At 70.4% G+C, this 16,937-nt stretch carries 17 protein-coding genes; 8 read left to right on the forward strand and 9 right to left on the reverse strand.

The annotated features are described in order from the left end of the window. Positions 1–20 precede the first annotated feature (20 nt). The 5 genes from H7J89_RS14515 to H7J89_RS14535 form a co-directional block, all read right to left on the reverse strand. Positions 21–1,103, reverse strand: coding sequence for an IS630 family transposase (locus H7J89_RS14515; protein WP_264044841.1), 1,083 nt, complete (start codon positions 1,101–1,103; stop codon positions 21–23). A 175-nt stretch (positions 1,104–1,278) separates the two neighbouring features. Continuing rightward, complete coding sequence (manA, locus tag H7J89_RS14520) at positions 1,279–2,505, reverse strand: mannose-6-phosphate isomerase, class I (RefSeq protein WP_264044395.1); 1,227 nt, start codon at positions 2,503–2,505, stop codon at positions 1,279–1,281. Positions 2,506–2,513: 8 nt separating this feature from the next. Continuing rightward, entirely contained in the window at positions 2,514–3,614 is a 1,101-nt protein-coding gene (locus H7J89_RS14525) for a TobH protein (RefSeq protein ID WP_264044396.1), read from the reverse strand. Further along, the gene (locus H7J89_RS14530) at positions 3,611–5,008 is read right to left on the reverse strand and encodes a phosphomannomutase/phosphoglucomutase (protein ID WP_264044397.1); all 1,398 of its coding nucleotides are present in this window, start codon (positions 5,006–5,008) and stop codon (positions 3,611–3,613) included. Before H7J89_RS14530 ends, H7J89_RS14525 begins: the two co-directional genes overlap by 4 nt. A gap of 113 nt (positions 5,009–5,121) precedes the next feature. Continuing rightward, on the reverse strand, positions 5,122–5,565 hold the full coding sequence (locus H7J89_RS14535; protein ID WP_264044398.1) for a DUF3499 domain-containing protein: 444 nt from the start codon (positions 5,563–5,565) through the stop codon (positions 5,122–5,124). A 166-nt stretch (positions 5,566–5,731) separates the two neighbouring features. Here H7J89_RS14535 and H7J89_RS14540 point away from each other — a divergent pair, with 166 nt between their 5' ends. Beyond that, on the forward strand, positions 5,732–6,154 hold the full coding sequence (locus tag H7J89_RS14540) for a metallopeptidase family protein (protein ID WP_007168084.1): 423 nt from the start codon (positions 5,732–5,734) through the stop codon (positions 6,152–6,154). A 27-nt stretch (positions 6,155–6,181) separates the two neighbouring features. Here H7J89_RS14540 and H7J89_RS14545 read toward each other — a convergent pair whose 3' ends face one another. After that, positions 6,182–6,520, reverse strand: coding sequence for a WhiB family transcriptional regulator (locus H7J89_RS14545; protein ID WP_308205122.1), 339 nt, complete (start codon positions 6,518–6,520; stop codon positions 6,182–6,184). 352 nt (positions 6,521–6,872) lie between these two features. On the opposite strand from H7J89_RS14545, the gene cofD reads away from it, so the two are divergent. The 4 genes from cofD to H7J89_RS14565 are packed head-to-tail and all read left to right on the forward strand — an operon-like array spanning position 6,873 to position 11,332. Next, positions 6,873–7,874: a 2-phospho-L-lactate transferase gene (gene cofD / locus H7J89_RS14550; protein WP_264044399.1), complete on the forward strand. Its 1,002-nt coding sequence runs from the start codon at positions 6,873–6,875 to the stop codon at positions 7,872–7,874. Next, a complete protein-coding gene (locus tag H7J89_RS14555; protein ID WP_264044400.1) occupies positions 7,871–9,211 on the forward strand; it encodes a coenzyme F420-0:L-glutamate ligase in 1,341 nt (446 codons plus the stop codon). The genes cofD and H7J89_RS14555 overlap by 4 nt, the downstream gene beginning before the upstream one ends. Before the next feature lie 10 nt (positions 9,212–9,221). Next, positions 9,222–10,799: an Eco57I restriction-modification methylase domain-containing protein gene (locus tag H7J89_RS14560; protein WP_264044401.1), complete on the forward strand. Its 1,578-nt coding sequence runs from the start codon at positions 9,222–9,224 to the stop codon at positions 10,797–10,799. Beyond that, entirely contained in the window at positions 10,796–11,332 is a 537-nt protein-coding gene (locus H7J89_RS14565) for an NUDIX hydrolase (RefSeq protein ID WP_264044402.1), read from the forward strand. The genes H7J89_RS14560 and H7J89_RS14565 overlap by 4 nt, the downstream gene beginning before the upstream one ends. A 79-nt stretch (positions 11,333–11,411) precedes the next feature. On the opposite strand, the gene manB is transcribed toward H7J89_RS14565, so the two are convergent. Genes manB through rfbD form a run of 3 tightly spaced genes read right to left on the reverse strand, consistent with a single transcriptional unit; the run spans position 11,412 to position 14,269 of the window. Further along, a complete protein-coding gene (gene manB / locus H7J89_RS14570; protein WP_264044403.1) occupies positions 11,412–12,491 on the reverse strand; it encodes a mannose-1-phosphate guanylyltransferase in 1,080 nt (359 codons plus the stop codon). 1 nt (position 12,492) lies between these two features. Beyond that, positions 12,493–13,392: a glycosyltransferase family 2 protein gene (locus tag H7J89_RS14575; protein WP_067205309.1), complete on the reverse strand. Its 900-nt coding sequence runs from the start codon at positions 13,390–13,392 to the stop codon at positions 12,493–12,495. After that, the gene (rfbD, locus tag H7J89_RS14580) at positions 13,385–14,269 is read right to left on the reverse strand and encodes a dTDP-4-dehydrorhamnose reductase (protein ID WP_264044404.1); all 885 of its coding nucleotides are present in this window, start codon (positions 14,267–14,269) and stop codon (positions 13,385–13,387) included. The genes H7J89_RS14575 and rfbD overlap by 8 nt, the downstream gene beginning before the upstream one ends. A gap of 99 nt (positions 14,270–14,368) precedes the next feature. Between rfbD and H7J89_RS14585 the strand changes: the two genes are divergently transcribed. The 3 genes from H7J89_RS14585 to H7J89_RS14595 all read left to right on the forward strand — a co-directional run bounded on the left by H7J89_RS14585 (position 14,369) and on the right by H7J89_RS14595 (position 16,927). Further along, positions 14,369–15,841, forward strand: a complete 1,473-nt coding sequence (locus H7J89_RS14585) for an LCP family protein (protein WP_264044405.1) — start codon at positions 14,369–14,371, stop codon at positions 15,839–15,841. Then, a complete protein-coding gene (locus tag H7J89_RS14590; protein ID WP_264044406.1) occupies positions 15,829–16,554 on the forward strand; it encodes a TIGR03089 family protein in 726 nt (241 codons plus the stop codon). Before H7J89_RS14585 ends, H7J89_RS14590 begins: the two co-directional genes overlap by 13 nt. Positions 16,555–16,645: 91 nt before the next feature. Further along, positions 16,646–16,927 carry a DUF1490 family protein gene (locus H7J89_RS14595; protein ID WP_066949897.1) on the forward strand — a complete coding sequence of 94 codons (282 nt, stop codon included), beginning with the start codon at positions 16,646–16,648 and terminating at the stop codon, positions 16,925–16,927. The last annotated feature ends 10 nt before the right edge of the window (positions 16,928–16,937 follow it).

The raw sequence follows: 16,937 nt of genomic DNA on the forward strand, positions 1-16,937 counted from the left end.
ACTAGTGGTGTGTCCTGTATTTAGCTGACTTTTTCGAGTGCGATCCGTCCGCGCGCAACCTTGGCGAGGATGGATTCGGCGGTGGCGGTCCATACGTACGGTTTGGGGTCGTCGTTGTGGGCGTCGATGTATTCCTGGATAGAGGCGACGAGGTCGGGCACCGAGTGAAAGACGCCGCGTCGCAACGCTTTATCAGTCAGTTCCCTAAACCAGCGTTCGACAAGGTTGAGCCACGACGACGAGGTTGGGGTGAAGTGCAGATGGAACCGGGGATGTTTGGCCAGCCAGCTGCGGACTTCTTCGTGCTTATGCGTGGCGTAGTTGTCCAGGATCAGGTGTATTTGGAGGTCTTTGGGCACCTGTCGGTCGATGGTCTTGAGGAACTTCAACCATTCCTGGTGCCGGTGCCGAGGCTGGCACTGGCTGATGATCATGCCGGTCAGCACGTCGAGGGCGGCGAACAAGGTGGTGGTGCCGTGACGCTTGTAGTCGTGGGTCATCGTCTCACCGCGGCCTTTGACCATCGGCAGCGATGCCTGGGTGCGATCGAGGGCCTGCACCGAGGACTTCTCGTCGGCGCACAAGACAATCGCCTTTTCCGGCGGATTCAAGTAGAGCCCGACGACATCAATAAGCTTGTCCTCGAACTTTGGATCGTTGGACAGCTTGAACGTCTCAACCCGATGTGGTTTAAGTCCCCGTGCCGACCACACCTGCTGCACCGTCGATTTCGATACCCCTGTGGCAGCGGCCATGGTCCTGCAGCTCCAATGGGTTTCGCCGGCCGGACGATAGTTCAAGGTCAGATCCACGATCTCCTCGATCGTCTCCTGCGGGATCGACTTCTTACGACCCCGACCCTGGCGGACCTGGGCGAAGTTGACCAGCCCCTCTTCGGCGAACCGAGCGCGCCAGCCGCTCACCGACGCCGGCGACACCGACAACGCCTGGGCAATCGCTGTGTTCGCCAGACCGTCGGCCGCCATCAACAAGGCCCGCGCCCGGACCACCTCGCGGTGCGGCGCCGACGACGAGCGGGCCACAGACTCAAGAACCTCACGTTGTCCCGCAGACACCAACAGAGCTGGAACAGGTGGTCGCATGCAAGACATCATACCAACCAACAGCCAATTATTTGCGGGACACACCACTAGCCGAGCGGGCCACAGACTCAAGAACCTCACGTTGTCCCGCAGACACCAACAGAGCTGGAACAGGTGGTCGCATGCAAGACATCATACCAACCAACAGCCAATTATTTGCGGGACACACCACTAGTTACAGCCCTACAGTCGCCCTGAACAACTTGGTGGGCTCGCGCGCGACCAGCCGGATCGGGGCGTCGTCGGCCGCCACCCAGGCGGCCATCCCCCGGTGCAGCGTCAGCGACCCGGACTTGCCGTGCACGGTCGTGCAGCCCTCGGTGCACAGCAGGATCTGCGGACCCTCGTGGCTGCACGAGGCGTCGACCTCGTGGCCCAGATAGTCGCCGTCGAGTTCCAGCAGCGCGACCGCGAACTCGTCGGCCGGGGTCTCGTAGATCAGGCCGAAGCCCTCGCGGCGGATGTGGGGCCGCACCTCCGCCTCGGTCGTCGGCGTGAAGTCCAGCACCCGCAGCAGCTCGGGGACGTCGACGTGCTTGGGGGTCAGGCCGCCGCGTAACACGTTGTCGGAGTTGGCCATGACCTCGACGGCGAAACCCCGCAGGTAGGTGTGCAGGCTGCCGGCCGAGACGAAGATCGCCTCGCCCGGGGCCAGGGTGATGCGGTTCAGCAACAGCGCCGCCAGCACCCCGGCGTCGCCCGGATAGCGTTCCCCGAGCTCCAGCACCGTCTTGACCTCGCCGGCGAATTCCGTTGCGCCGGAGCTGATGTACTGGATGGCGCCGTCCAGCACTGCCGGCACCAGCACGTCGATGTCGGGCTGCGGTGCGGTGATCCAGGTGGTGAACAGCGCGCGCAGGCCGTCGGCGTCGGACTGGTCGTTGAGCAGGTCGATGAAGGGGTCGAGGTCGGAGACGGCCAGGGCCCGCAGCAGCTCGACGGTGCGGGAGGCCTGCCGGAATCCGGCCAGCGCCTCGAACGGCTGCAGCGCCACCAGCAACTCGGGTTTGTGCGAGGTGTCCCGGTAGTTGCGCACCGGGGAGGACAGCGGAATGCCCAGCCGCTCCTCACGCAGGTAACCCTCGGCCGCCTGCGCCGCGCTCGGGTGGGCCTGCAGGGACAGCGGCTCGTCGGCCGCGAGGACCTTGACCATGAACGGCAGCACGTCGCCGAACCGGGCGCGCGTCCCCGGGCCGAGCTGCCCCTCCGGGTCGGCGACCAGCACGTCCATCAACGAGATCTCACCCGTGTCGGTTTCCAGCCAGGCCGGGTCGCCCGGGTGCGCGCCGAACCAGAGCTCGGCCTCCGGGTGGGCGGCCGGAACCGAACGCCCGGTGAATTCCGCTAAGGCGGTACGCGATCCCCAGGCGTAGGTCCTCAAGGCTCCGCGAAGCAGTTCCACTGTTCTATCTATCCCCGCACCAGTCGCGCGTAAACCGCGGCCATCTCCAGTCGAACGGCCAATACTGCCAGTTGCTGCTCGGCGCTGATGGCGCCACCCAACGCCGGCGCGACCGTCGAGCCCGCCGAGCCGCCGGGCCCGTCCGGCACATCTTCGGCGGCGAGCAGATACACGTCGTCCAGCCCGGCGGTCCGGGCCGCCACGATCGGCTGTTCGGCGGACAGGGTGAGGGCCAGCACCAGCGGGCGCGGGGGCAGCGGCCCGTCGATCTGTTCGTCGTGGAAGAGCGCATCGGCGGGGTCCCGGAAGCCGCCGGAGATCCCGGCCCGCAGCGCGACGACGGCGTCCGACAACCCGGTTGCGCCGACCACCTGGTGGGCGATCCGCAGCAGGACCGAACTGCCATGCCGGGCCAGCGCCAGCGTCGCGGCGCAGTCGCCGGCCAGCGCCACCTGGCGGTCGGCGATGCGCGCGGCAATTGTCTTGGCCGGGTTGGTGAACAGCTCGCGGCTCGCGCTGTTGCGCAGCGCCTCGGCGTCCAACTGGTCGGCCAGCGCGCCCAGATCGATGCCGGGTCGCTGGTCAACGCTTTGCACGACGGCGAGGCCGGCAGCCAGGTAGCGGCACAACCCGAACTCGTCGGGGAGCGGAAGCCGCGGCGCCAGCACCGCCGCCCGGCCGGCCGTGGCGTCCCGCAGCGGACCCTCGTACGGGGCGGTGACGACAACCCGCGCCCCGCGGCGCACCCCGGTCGCGGCGGCGGCGACCAGCGCGGGATCCCCGGGATCGTCACCCGCGACGATCAGCACATCGAGCGGCCCGATCCACGGCGGAACGTCGGCCATCTGCACGATCGGCTCGGACGCCGCACCGCCCACCGTCGCGGCCACCATCGCGCCGGCGTTTTCGGCGGCCCCGCGGCCCGCGACCCAGATCAGGCTGCGCGGTCGGTCGTCGGCCCGCAGTGGATCCAGCGCGCCCTCGTCGACGGCGGCGGCAATCGCGCGCACCTGCGCGCCGCCTGACGAGGCCGAGCGCAGCAGGCCGTCCCGGTCGGCGGCCAGCAGGCCCTCGGTGTCCTCCAGATCGATCGCCCGGACCACGCTCACGGCGCGGCCCCGGCGGGCGCCGACTGCGCGTGGATCTGCTCGCTGATCTGGGCGACCACCGCGTCGACGTCCTCTGTGCTGCGCGCCTCCACGTTGAGCCGCAGCAACGGCTCGGTGTTGGAGCTGCGCAGGTTGAACCAGCTGCCGTCGCCCAGGTCGACCGTCACCCCGTCCACGTGGTCGAGCGAGTGGATCCGGGTGCCGAAGGACTTCAGCACTGCCTCCGTGCACAGCGCGGCGTCGGCCACCGTGAAGTTGATCTCGCCGGAGGATTCGTAGCGCTGGTAGTCGGCGGTCAACCCCGACAACGGCCGGTCCTGCTCGCCCAGGGCGGCCAGCACGTGCAGCGCGGCCAGCATTCCGGAGTCCGCGCCCCAGAAGTCGCGGAAGTAATAGTGCGCCGAGTGTTCGCCGCCGAAAATGGCGCCGGTGTCGGCCATCATCGCCTTGATATAGGAGTGCCCGACGCGCGAACGCAGCGGGGTGCCGCCACGTTCGGTGATCAGCTCGGGCACCGCCCGCGACGTGATCACGTTGTGGATGATGGTGGCGCCGATCTCTCGGCCCAGCTCGCGGGCGGCCACCAGGCTGGTCACCGTCGAGGGCGACACCGGCCGGCCGCGTTCGTCGACGACGAAGCACCGGTCGGCGTCCCCGTCGAAGGCCAGCCCGATATCGGCGCCGCTGTCGCGGACGTAGGCCTGCAGGTCGACCAGGTTGGCCGGATCGAGCGGGTTGGCCTCGTGATTGGGAAACGAGCCGTCGAGCTCGAAGTACAACGGCAGCAAGGTGATCGAGCCGATCGCGCCGAGCACCGCGGGCGCGGTGAGGCCGGCCATGCCGTTGCCGGCGTCCACGGCCACTCGCAAGGGACGCAGCCCCGAGGTGTTCACCAGCGAACGCAGGAACGTCCCGTAGTCGTCCAGCACGTCGCGGTCGGTGACGGTTCCGGGTGGTCCGTCATAGCGCTCGACCCCGGCGATCACGTCCTCGCTGATGATGCGCAGGCCGCTGTCGGCGCCGACCGGCTTGGCGGCCGCACGGCACAGCTTGATGCCGTTGTAGGCCGCCGGGTTGTGGCTGGCGGTGAACATCGCGCCCGGGCAGTCCAGCGATCCGGAGGCGAAGTACAGCTGGTCGGTGGAGGACAACCCGATCCGCACCACGTCCAGGCCCTGGCCCGTCACGCCGGACGCGAAAGCCGCGGCCAGCGTGGGCGAACTGTCGCGCATGTCGTGGCCGATCACCACCTGCCGGGCACCCTCGCCGCGCATCAGCTTGGCGAAGGCCGCCCCCAAGGCGGTGACCAGCGGCTCGTCCAGCTCCTCGCCGACCAGCCCGCGTACGTCATAAGCCTTGACGACGCGGTGCACGGTCGCGGCGAGCCGAGACATGCCGGGGCCTCCTGACGCCATCGATTCCTGAGCCTCTTGGCCGTCAGCCTATCGGCCTCCGGGAAACACCGACCGCAGCGGTGCGCGGGGAATGGGATGCGACGCCGGAACGGCTAGTCACTGGGGTCGGGCAACACCCGCAGATGCCCGCGGCGGCGGCCGGATCGATGCTCGGGCGGCGCGAGCACACTGCTGCTGGGGGCGGTGGCCTGCGACCCGCCGTGGTGAATGTGCGGGTCGGCGAAACCGTTCACCGGCGTTGCGGTGTACGGCACGCCGCGATCGCCACCCTCGCGAACCGCGTCGGCCAGGGCGACCAGGTCGTCCTCGTCGGGGTGGGTGGGCTCAGAAACGAGGGGGCCGGCGTGGCGCACCAGATCCCACCCGCGGGGCGCGGTGATCCGGCCGGCATGGCCGACGCACAGGTCCCAGGAATGCGGTTCCCGCGCGGTCGCCAACGGGCCGACGACTGCCGTCGAGTCCGAGTAGACGAACGTCAGGGTCGCCACGGCGTAGTGCGGGCACCCGGGCCGGCAACAGCGACGGGGAACGTTCACGCCGAAAGGCTATCGTGCGGAAACGCCGTCGAAGCGCCGGACACGCGCAACCGGCCGACCCCCGATGTGCAACCGTTACCATCGGCGCGTGGGCGATTCGCGCAGCTCCCCGCGGAGGGATCGGTCCCAGGGCCGATTCGCTTCCCATCGGTCGCGCGGCCGCGACGTGCGCGGCCCGCTGCTACCGCCGACGGTGCCCGGGTGGCGCAGCCGGGCCGAGCGATTCGACATGGCGGTGCTGGAGGCCTACGAACCCATCGAGCGGCATTGGCAGGCCCGCCTGGCCGACCTCGACGTGGCGGTCGACGAGATCCCGCGCATCGCGGCCAAGGATCCAGACAGCGTGCAGTGGCCGCCGGAGGTGATCGCCGACGGGCCGATCCCGCTGGCGCGATTGATCCCGGCCGGCGTCGACGTCCGCGGCAACGCCACGCGGGCACGAATTGTCTTGTTCCGCAAGCCGATTGAGCGACGGGCCAAGGACACCGTCGAGCTCGGTGATTTGCTGCACGAAATCTTGGTGGCCCAGGTGGCCATCTACCTCGATGTCGAGCCGTCGGTCATCGACCCGACGATCGACGACGAATGACCCTGACGTTCAGGCGCCTTCGGCGCCTTAGATGATGCCGCGCTTGAGGCGGCGGCGCTCGCGCTCGGAGAGCCCGCCCCAAATGCCGAAGCGCTCGTCATGCTCCAGGGCGTACTCCAGGCACTCGTGGCGTACCTCGCACCCCAGGCAGATCTTCTTCGCCTCGCGGGTGGAGCCGCCCTTCTCCGGGAAGAACGCCTCGGGATCCGTTTGGGCACACAGCGCCCGGTCCTGCCACTGGTCCGCGACGGGCGCCGGCATCGGCTCGGGCTCGAATGCGACTGGCGCATCGGGAACCACGGTCAGGTGCGGCCGAACGGCTAGGACCGGCGCTGAGACGATGGGGGTGTGCGGCGTGCTCGCCATGACTCCTCGAAGATGTTCGTAAGACATACGGTCGTCCGCCTCCTCAGTTTGATTGGGAGAGTGAGTGGTTCCCACTTTTCTGATGTGTACCGACAATTCGAACAAGTGATCGAATCTCGGTCTGCGACACCGGAACCGGCCGGCCAACCGGGAAATGACACTGTTGTGATTAGACACGGGTTAATCTGCCGGGTCAAGCATTACGGCGCATTTCCATACCATCTCGTGACCGAATTACGGCGTTTCCGTTGTTTTGCGCATTCGGCGTGTCGATCACACCGCGCGCGACTACGCTTAAGGGCCGCGTAACGGCCCCGCCACCGCACAGTCGTCGGGCAGTACTGTCGTCCACGTGAAGGTCACCGTTCTGGTCGGTGGGGTTGGCGGCGCCCGCTTCCTGCTGGGGATTCAACAGTTGCTCGGGCTGGGACAGTTCGAAACGCAACAGCGCCCAGACGCGGGAACCGGCAACCACGAACTTAATGCAATCGTCAACATCGGCGACGACGCCTGGATTCATGGACTGCGGGTCTGCCCGGATTTGGACACCTGCATGTACACCTTAGGTGGAGGGGTAGACCCGGAGCGAGGGTGGGGTCACCGCGACGAAACCTGGCACGCCAAAGAGGAATTGGCGCGCTACGGCGTGCAGCCGGATTGGTTCGGGCTCGGCGACCGGGATATCGCCACCCACCTGGTGCGCACCCAGATGCTGGGCGCCGGCTACCCGCTCTCGCAGATCACCACGGCGCTGTGCGATCGCTGGCAACCCGGCGCCCGACTGCTGCCGGCGAGCGACGACCGCTGCGAGACGCACGTGGTGATCACCGATCCGGACGACGGCACCCGGCGGGCGATTCACTTCCAGGAGTGGTGGGTGCGCTACCGCGCCGACGTGCCCACGCACAGCTTCGCGTTCGTCGGCGCCGAAAAGGCCACCGCCACAAGTGATGCTGTCGCGGCCATCGCCGACGCCGACGTCATCCTGCTGGCGCCGTCCAACCCGGTGGTGAGCGTCGGCGCCATCCTGGCCGTCCCCGGCATCCGGGCCGCCTTGCGCTCGGCGACCGCCCCGGTCGTCGGCTACTCGCCCATCATCGGTGGAAAACCATTGCGCGGCATGGCCGATGCGTGCCTGTCGGTGATCGGGGTGGACTCCACCGCGGAGGCGGTCGGCCGGCACTACGGGGCGCGCGGTGGCACCGGGATCCTGGATTGCTGGCTGGTGCACGAGGGCGACCACGCGGACATCGACGGCGTGGCGGTGACGGCCGCGCCGCTGTTGATGACCGACCCGAAGGCGACCGCCGAGATGGTGAGCGCCGGGCTCGAACTCGCGGGCGTGCAGCCGTGACCGAACACGGCACCGGCGCGGCGATCGAGATCCTGCCCGTCCCCGGGCTGCCCGAATTCCGGCCCGGCGACGACCTGAGCGCGGCCCTGGCCGCGGCCGCGCCCTGGCTGCGCGACGGCGACGTCGTGGTGGTGACGAGCAAGGTGGTGTCCAAGTGCGAGGGCCGGCTGGTGCCGGCGCCGCAGGACGCCGAGGAGCGCGACCAACTCCGGCGCAAGCTGGTCGAGGCCGAGGCGGTGCGGGTGCTGGCGCGCAAGGGCCGCACCCTGATCACCGAGAACCGCATCGGCCTGATTCAGGCCGCCGCGGGTGTGGACGGATCCAACGTGGGCCGCGACGAACTGGCGCTGCTGCCGGTCGACCCGGACGCCAGCGCCGCGGCCCTGCGCGCCGCGCTGGCCGACCGGCTCGGCGTCGACGTCGCCGTGGTCATCACCGACACGATGGGCCGCGCCTGGCGCAACGGCCAGATCGACGCCGCGGTGGGGTCGGCCGGTCTGGCTGTGCTGCACGGCTATTCGGGGGCCGTCGACCGCCACGGCAACGAGCTGGTGGTCACCGAGATCGCGGTGGCCGACGAGGTCGCGGCGGCGGCCGACCTGGTGAAGGGCAAGTTGACCGCCATGCCGGTGGCCGTGGTGCGCGGCCTGGCGGTGGCCGACGACGGCTCGACCGCCCGGCAGCTGTTGCGGCCCGGCGAGGAAGACCTGTTCTGGCTGGGCACCGCCGAGGCCCTCGACATGGGGCGCCGGCAGGCGCAGCTGTTGCGCCGGTCGGTGCGCCGGTTCAGCGCCGAGCCGGTCGCGGCCGGGCTGATCGAAGCCGCCGTCGCCGAGGCGCTCACCGCCCCGGCCCCGCACCACACCCGACCGGTGCGGTTCGTCTGGCTGCAGACCCCCGAGGTTCGGACGCGCCTGCTGGACCGGATGAAGGACAAGTGGCGGTCGGACCTCGCCGGTGACGGCCGGCCCACCGACTCGGTGGAGCGGCGGCTGGCGCGCGGCCAGATCCTCTACGACGCACCCGAGGTCGTCGTCCCGATGCTGGTCCCCGACGGCGCGCACACGTATCCCGACCCCGCCCGCACCGACGCCGAGCACACCATGTTCACCGTCGCGGTCGGGGCGGCCGTGCAGGCCCTGCTGGTCGCGTTGGCCGTGCGGGGGGTGGGCAGCTGCTGGATCGGCTCGACGATCTTCGCCGCCGACCTGGTGCGCGCCGAGCTCAACTTGCCGGGCGATTGGGAGCCGTTGGGCGCCATCGCGATCGGCTACCCCGAGGAACCCGCCGGGCCGCGCGACGCCGCGGACGCCGGGGATTTGTTGATCCGCAAGTGATACTGGCCCCATGAAGACGTTCGCGGGCAAGGCGGCGGCGTCCGCCGACAAGGCCCGCGGCGGCTACTACACACCGGCGCCCGTCGCCCGGTTCCTGGCCCGCTGGGTGCGCGACGCCGGACCGCGCATCGTCGAACCCTCCTGCGGGGACGGTGCGATCCTGCGCGAGCTGGCCGCCCTCGGCGGGCGGGTGCGTGGCGTCGAGCTCGTCGCCGACGAGGCGGCCAAGGCACGGGAATTCGCGCCCGTCGACGCCGCGAATCTGTTCGCCTGGCTCGCCACCGCCTCGCCCGGCGGCTGGGACGGGGTCGCGGGGAACCCGCCCTACATCCGGTTCGGCAACTGGGCGTCCGAGCAGCGCGACCCCGCGCTGGAGCTGATGCGGCGCGAGGGATTGCGGCCCACCCGGCTGACCAACGCCTGGGTCCCCTTCGTGGTGGCGAGCTCGATCTTGGTGCGCGACGGCGGCCGGGTGGGCCTGGTGCTGCCCGCCGAGCTACTTCAGGTCAGCTACGCCGCACAGCTGCGCGAGTTCCTGTTGAGCCGGTTCAGTGACATCACGCTGGTGACGTTCGAGCGATTGGTGTTCGACGGCGTCCTGCAGGAGGTGGTGTTGTTCTGCGGGGTCGCCGGCCCGGGGCCCGCCCGGATCCGCACGGTCCACCTCACCGACGCCGATGCCCTCGCGCACGCGGATCTCGACGCCGACTGGGCACCCGCGCTGTTGCACGAGAACGAGAAGTGGACCAAGTACTTCCTGGACCCGGCCGCGATCCGGCTGCTGCGAATGCTCAAGGGGTCGACGACGCTGACGCGGCTCGGGTCGGTCGCCGACGTGGACGTCGGAATCGTGACGGGCCGCAACAGCTTCTTCACGTTCACCGACGCGCAGGCCCGCGAACTCGGGCTGCTGCCCCACTGCGTCCCGCTCGTCTCGCGCAGCGCGCAGTTGTCCGGGTTGGTCTACGACACCGACTGCCGGGCAAGCGATGTCGCCGCCGGGCGCCGCGGCTGGCTGCTCGACGCGCCGCGCGACCCCGTCGACCCCGCCCTGCTCGCGCACATCGATGCCGGTGCGGCCGCCGGCGTGGATCGGGGCTTCAAGTGCTCGATCCGCAAGCCGTGGTGGAGCACGCCGTCGCTGTGGATCCCGGACCTGTTCATGCTCCGCCAGATCCACCTGGCGCCGCGGCTCACCGTCAATGCCGCGGCGGCGACGAGCACCGACACGGTGCACCGGGTCCGGGTCGCCGCCGGTGTCGACCCGGCCGGGCTGGCCGCGGTGTTCCACAACAGCGTGACGTTCGCCTTCGCCGAGATCGTCGGCCGCAGTTACGGCGGGGGGATCTTGGAGCTGGAACCACGCGAAGCCGAGCAGTTGCCCATTCCCGCGCCGGCGCTCGCCGGCCCCGGGCTCGCCTGCGACGTCGATCTGCTGTTGAAGGCCAACGAGATCGAGAAGGCGCTCGACCTCGTCGACCGCCAGGTCCTGATCGACGGGCTGGGGTTGGCGCCCGACGTGGTGACGCACTGCCGCGCGGCCTGGGTCGCGCTGCGGGACCGCCGGAAACGACGGGGTTCGCGGTGAGCGTCCGGGAGTCGGCGGTCTCGCTGCTGTCCGGGTGGCAGGCGCCCGACGCGGCGCAGGATGCGTTGCGGCACGCGGTCCTGGCGTTCGTGCACGCCCGCCCCGACGCGTGTCGCCGCGAGTGCGTGCCCGGTCATGTCACCGCCTCGGCGCTGGTGCTCGACCACACCGGCGACCGGGTGCTGCTCACCCTGCATCCCCGCGTGGGCCGCTGGGTGCAACTGGGCGGCCATTGCGACGAGGACGACGGCGACATCGTCGCCGCGGCGCTGCGCGAGGCCACCGAGGAATCCGGCGTCGACGGTTTGCGCATCGAGCCGCGGCTGGCCGCGATCCACGTCCACGCGCTCACCTGTTCGTTGGGCGTGCCCACCCGCCATCTGGATCTGCAGTTCGTCGCGCACGCGCCGGCCGGCGCGCGGATCGCGATCAGCGACGAGTCCGACGACCTGCGGTGGTGGCCGGCCGACGCGTTGCCGGACGGCACCGACCACGCGCTGGCGTACCTGGTCGCCCGCGCCACCCGCCCCTAGCCGCCGAGTGTGAAGCTAGCTTCACACTCGGGCTCGAGCGTGCGGCTAGCTTCACACTCGGCGCAGAGGGGTGAAGCGCTCAGACGTCGGACGAGTAGCGGATCCCGCCGTCGGGAATCGAGACCCCGGGCCACACCCGGGCGCCGCGCAGCAGCTCGCAGCGCGCACCGATGTCGGCGCCGTCGCCGATCACGCCGTCGCGAATCAGCGCCCGCGGGCCGATGCGCGCGCCGAAGCCGATGATGGACCGCTCGATCACGCTGCCGGCCTCGACCTTGACGCCGTCGAAGATCACGGCGCCGTCCAGCCGGACGCCGGGGCCGATCTCGGCGCCCCGCCCGACGACCGTGCCGCCGACCAGCACCGCGCCCGGCGACACCGCCGCCCCGTCGTGCACCAGCTGCTCGCCGCGGTGGCCGTGCAGGGCCGGCGACGGCGCGATCCCGCGCACCAGGTCCGCCGATCCGCGCACGAAGTCTTCCGGTGTGCCCATGTCCCGCCAGTAGGTGGCGTCGACATAGCCGCACACCTTGACGTCCGGGTCGGAGAGCAGGGCGGGAAACACCTCGCGTTCGACCGACACCTCGCGGCCCCGCGGGATGCGGTCGATGATGCGGCGCTCGAAGACGTAGCAGCCGGCGTTGATCTGGTCGGTGGGCGGATCCTGCGTCTTCTCCACGAAGGCGGTGACCCTGCCGTTCTCGTCGGTGGTGACGCAGCCGAAGGCCCGCGGGTCGCCCACCCGCACCAGGTGCAGGGTGACGTCGGCCTGCTGGGCGCGGTGGAAGTCGATCATCTGACCCAGGTCGGAACCCGAGAGCACGTCGCCGTTGAACACCATCACGGTGTCGTGTCGCAGGTGGCCGGCCACGTTGGCGATGCCGCCGCCGGTCCCCAGGGGCCGGTCCTCGGTGACGTAGTCGATCTGCAGGCCGAGCTTGGAACCGTCGCCGAACTCCGCCTCGAACACCGCGGCCTGATACGAGGTGCTCAGGATGACGTGCTCGATGCCCGCCGCCGCGATCCTCGACAGCAGGTGGGTCAGGAACGGCAGCCCGGCGGTCGGCAGCATCGGCTTGGGCGCCGACAGCGTCAGCGGCCGCAGCCGGGTGCCCTTGCCGCCGACCAGAATTACGGCATCGACTTGCGGGTTAGCCATCTCAGCGCCGCCCTTCCGCCAGTTTCCGTCTCCGACTGCGCAGCGCGCCACGCACCATCAGGCGGGACCGCAGCGCCAGCGAGGCCCGCAGCGTCCAGCGCAGCGGCGCGCGCCGCCACCCCGAATGCCGGTCGGCCAGGAACATGTAGGTGCTCTCGTGATGCGCCGCCAGGTGGCTGGCCGGGTCGTCCCCGGTGGAGTGGCCCTTGTGATGCAGCACCTCGGCCGACGGCACGTAGACGTTCAGCCAACCGGCCCGGCCGAGCCGGTCCCCGAGGTCGACGTCTTCCATATACATGAAGTAGCGCTCGTCGAACCCGCCGACTTGACCGAAGGCGGACCGGCGCACCAGCAGGCACGACCCCGACAGCCAGCCCACGGGACGTTCGGTGGGCTCCAGCCGCTCCTGGCGATAGGCCGCCGTCCACGGATTGCGTTTCCAGATCGGGCCGACGACCGCGTGCATGCCGCCGCGGATGAGGCTGGGCAGGTGGCGCGCCGACGGGTACACCGAGCCGTCGGGGTCGCGGATGAGCGGGCCCAGGGCGCCGGCGCGCGGCCAGCGGGTGGCGGCGTCCAGCAGGGCGTCGATGCTGCCCGGGCCCCACTGCACGTCGGGGTTGGCCACGATCACCCAGTCGTCGTCGACGTCCGGCGTCTCGGCGAGCTGCGCGACCGCGCGATTGATCGCGGTGCCGTACCCGAGGTTGGCGCCGGTGTGGAACAGCCGCACGTTCGGGTAGCGCTCGACGGCGGCCTGCGGGGTTCCGTCGGTGGAGCCGTTGTCGGCCATCAGCACACACACGGGCCGCTCGGTGGCCAGCGACAGCGAGGCCAGGAATCGCTCGAGGTGTGGGCCCGGTGAGTAGGTCACCGTCACGACCGGCAGGACGTCAGTCACGCGTAGAGGGTAACGGTAGATCGGCGGCAAGCGCCGCGACAAGCGCAGCGCGCCAGGGCCTTAGCGGCCGCAGGCCCGCCGCGGCGGACTCGCGGCCCGACAGCGCGGAATAGGTCGGCCGCGGCGCGGGGCGGGGAAATTCCGCGGTGCTGACCGGGCGTACGCGCTCGGGGTCGGCGCCGCATTCGGAGAAGATCGCGCGGGTCTGCTCGAAGCGGGACACCGCGCCCTCGTTGGCGGCGTGCAGGATCGGCCCGGGCACATGGTCGTCGACGATCTGCAGCAGGGCCTGCGCCAGGTCGCCCACATACGTCGGAGACCCGACCTGGTCGTCGACGACCTTCACCGGGCCGTCCCCCGCGGCGAGCCGGCGCATGACGGCGACGAAGTCCTTGCCGTCACCGCCGGTGTAGACCCAGGCGGTGCGCACGATGACGGCGTCCGGCAGCGCCGCCAGGACGGCCTCCTCCCCGGCATGCTTGCTGCGCCCGTACACGCCCGCCGGGGCGGTTTGATCGCTGGGCTCGTAGGGCCGCGGTTCGGCGCCACCGAAGTCTCCGTTGAAGACGTAGTCGGTGGAGACGTGGATGAACCGGGCGCCGGCGCGCGCGCAGGCCCGGGCGATGTTCTCGGGGCCGGTGGCGTTGACGGCGTAGGCGCCGGCCTCGTCGCTCTCGGCGCCGTCGACGTCGGTGTACGCCGCGCAATTGATCGCCACGTCGCCGCGCTCGATGATCCGTTCGGCGGCGGCGGGGTCGGTGATGTCCCATTCCGACGACGTCAGCGCCACCACGTCGCGGCCCTGACTGGCCGCCAGCGAGCGCAAATAGCTGCCCAGCTGCCCCCCGGCACCGGCGATCACGATCCTGCTCGACATGGTTTGAGTTTGGCATGCCCGGGAAGGCCCGGGCGAACGCCCGGGGCGCGCGGGGGTTCGCTACCCGCGAAGCGGGTGTGCCGCAAGTAACCTAGTGGGATGCCTGTGCAACGTGTGGTTCGTGTGATTGCCACTGCGCTCACGCTCGTGGTGGTCCTCGGCACCGGGCTGGCGTGGAGCAACGTCCGGTCCTTCGAGGACGGCATCTTCCACATGTCCGCGCCCTCGCTCGGCAAGGGCGGCGACGACGGCGCGATCGACATCCTGCTGGTCGGCCTCGACAGCCGCACGGACGCGCACGGCAACCCGCTGTCCCAAGAGGAGCTGGCCAGCCTGCGGGCCGGCGACGAGGAAGCGACCAACACCGACACGATCATCCTGATCCGGATCCCCAACAACGGGAAGTCGGCGACCGCCATCTCGATCCCCCGCGACTCCTACGTCGCGGCCCCCGGGCTGGGCAAGACGAAGATCAACGGCGTCTACGGCCAGACCCGCGAGGCGAAGCGCACCAGCCTGGTCAAGGCCGGCGATTCGGCCGAGGACGCCGCGGCGCAGGGCACCGAGGCCGGGCGCGAGGCCCTGATCAAGACCGTCGCCGACCTCACCGGCGTCACCGTCGACCACTACGCCGAGATCGGGCTGCTCGGCTTCTCGCTGATCACCGACGCGCTCGGCGGCGTGGACGTCTGCCTCAAAGAGCCGGTGTTCGAACCCCTTTCGGGCGCCGACTTCCCGGCCGGCCCGCAACGCCTGGACGGGCCGGAGGCGCTCAGCTTCGTCCGTCAGCGCCACGAGTTGCCGCGCGGCGACCTGGACCGGGTGGTGCGTCAGCAGGTGGTGATGGCCTCGCTTGCCCACCGGGTCATCTCCGGCAAGACGCTGTCCAGCCCCGCCACCGTGCGACGGCTGGAGGCCGCGGTGCAACGCTCGGTGGTGATCTCGCAGGGTTGGGACGTAATGGATTTCGTCCAGCAGATGCAGAAGCTCGCCGGCGGCAATGTCGCGTTCGCCACCATCCCGGTGCTAGACGGGGCCGGCTGGAGTGACGACGGCATGCAGAGCGTGGTGCGGGTGGACCCGCATCAGGTACAGGACTGGGTCAACGGGCTGCTGCACGAGCAGGAGCAGGGCAAGACCGAGGAGATCGCCTACACCCCGGCGAAGACCACCGCCAGCGTGGTCAACGACACCGACATCAACGGCCTGGCATCGGCGGTATCCCAGGTGTTGACCGCCAAGGGATTTGGCGCAGGCACGGTCGGCAACAACGACGGCGGCCACGTCAAGGGCAGCCAGGTCCGGGCCGCCAAGACCGACGACCTCGGGGCCCAGGAGGTGGCCAAGGAGCTCGGCGGGCTGCCGGTGGTCGCCGATCCATCCGTCGCGGCGGGCTCGGTCAAGGTGGTGCTGGGCAACGACTACACCGGCCCCGGCTCCGGACTTTCCGGCACCGCGTCGGTGATGCCCGCCCGGGTGTCCAACGTCGGTGCGGTGGCCGCCGACCCGAACGTCCCCGCGCCCTCGCCGATCCTGACCGCCGGTTCCGACAAGCCCGAGTGCATCAACTGAGCACGCTCTCCGGCGCCATCCTCGACCCGATGCTGCGGACCGACCCGGTCGGCCCGCGCATCACCTACTACGACGACGCGACCGGCGAGCGCATCGAGTTGTCGGCGGCGACGCTGGCCAACTGGGCGGCCAAGACCGGCAACCTGTTACGCGACGAGCTCGGCGCCGGACCGGGCAGCCGGGTCGCGATCCTGCTGCCCGCGCACTGGCAGACCGCGGCGGTGCTGTTCGGGGTGTGGTGGATCGGCGCCGAGGCCGTGCTCGCGCCGGGCCCGGGGGCCGCAACGGACGTAGCCATGTGCACCGCCGAGCGACTGGACGAGGCCGACGAGACGGGGGCCGGCGAGGTGGCGGTGCTGTCGCTGGACCCATTCGGCCGCCCCGCGCCCGGCCTGCCGATCGGCGTCACCGACTACGCGACCGCCGTGCGCGTGCACGGCGACCAGATCGTCGCCGAATCCCAACCCGGTCCGGCGCTGGCCGGCCGATCGGTCGACGACGTCCTGGCCGACTGCCAAAGCTCCTCCGCCGCAAGGGGATTGACGGCCGACGACCGGGTGCTGTCCACCGCCGCGTGGTCGCAACCCGGCGAGCTGGTGGACGGCCTGCTGGCGATCCTGGCCGTCGGCGCGTCGCTGGTGCAGGTGGCCAATCCCGACCCGTCGGCGCTGCAGCGCAGGATCGAGACCGAAAAGGTCACCCGGGTGCTCTAGCCGCGGACGGATACATATTGATATCGCAATATTTCAATGTTAACGTCGAGCGAGCATCAGCTGACGCCGCGACGACAGGGAGGTCCGGGTAATGGCGGGGTACGCGCTCTTGGCAAAGGCGGCATCGACGGTGGTCACCGGCCTGGTCGGCGTGACGGCCTACGAGGTGGTGCGCAAGGCCGTGGCCAAGGCGCCGCTGCACGAGACCGCGGTGTCGGCGGCCGAGCTGGGGCTGCGCGGGACGCGCAAGGCCGAGGAGGCCGCCGAGTCCGCCCGGCTGAAGATCGCCGACGTCATGGCCGAAGCCCGCGAGCGCATCGGCGAGGAAGCGCCCACGCCGGCCGTCGCCGACGTCCACCAGCACGACCACTGATCCCCGCGCA

It is taken from the genome of Mycobacterium paraffinicum, from assembly GCF_025822865.1.
Lineage (GTDB): Bacteria > Actinomycetota > Actinomycetes > Mycobacteriales > Mycobacteriaceae > Mycobacterium > Mycobacterium paraffinicum.

Bases quoted from the DNA above. Each gene is read 5' to 3' on its own strand.
- H7J89_RS14515 (WP_264044841.1), bottom strand. From the start codon at position 1,103: ATGCGACCACCTGTTCCAGCTCTGTTGGTGTCTGCGGGACAACGTGAG.
- H7J89_RS14530 (WP_264044397.1), bottom strand. From the start codon at position 5,008: ATGTCTCGGCTCGCCGCGACCGTGCACCGCGTCGTCAAGGCTTATGAC.
- H7J89_RS14545 (WP_308205122.1), bottom strand. From the start codon at position 6,520: ATGGCGAGCACGCCGCACACCCCCATCGTCTCAGCGCCGGTCCTAGCC.
- H7J89_RS14560 (WP_264044401.1), top strand. From the start codon at position 9,222: ATGAAGACGTTCGCGGGCAAGGCGGCGGCGTCCGCCGACAAGGCCCGC.
- manB (WP_264044403.1), bottom strand. From the start codon at position 12,491: ATGGCTAACCCGCAAGTCGATGCCGTAATTCTGGTCGGCGGCAAGGGC.
- rfbD (WP_264044404.1), bottom strand. From the start codon at position 14,269: ATGTCGAGCAGGATCGTGATCGCCGGTGCCGGGGGGCAGCTGGGCAGC.
- H7J89_RS14585 (WP_264044405.1), top strand. From the start codon at position 14,369: ATGCCTGTGCAACGTGTGGTTCGTGTGATTGCCACTGCGCTCACGCTC.
- H7J89_RS14595 (WP_066949897.1), top strand. From the start codon at position 16,646: ATGGCGGGGTACGCGCTCTTGGCAAAGGCGGCATCGACGGTGGTCACC.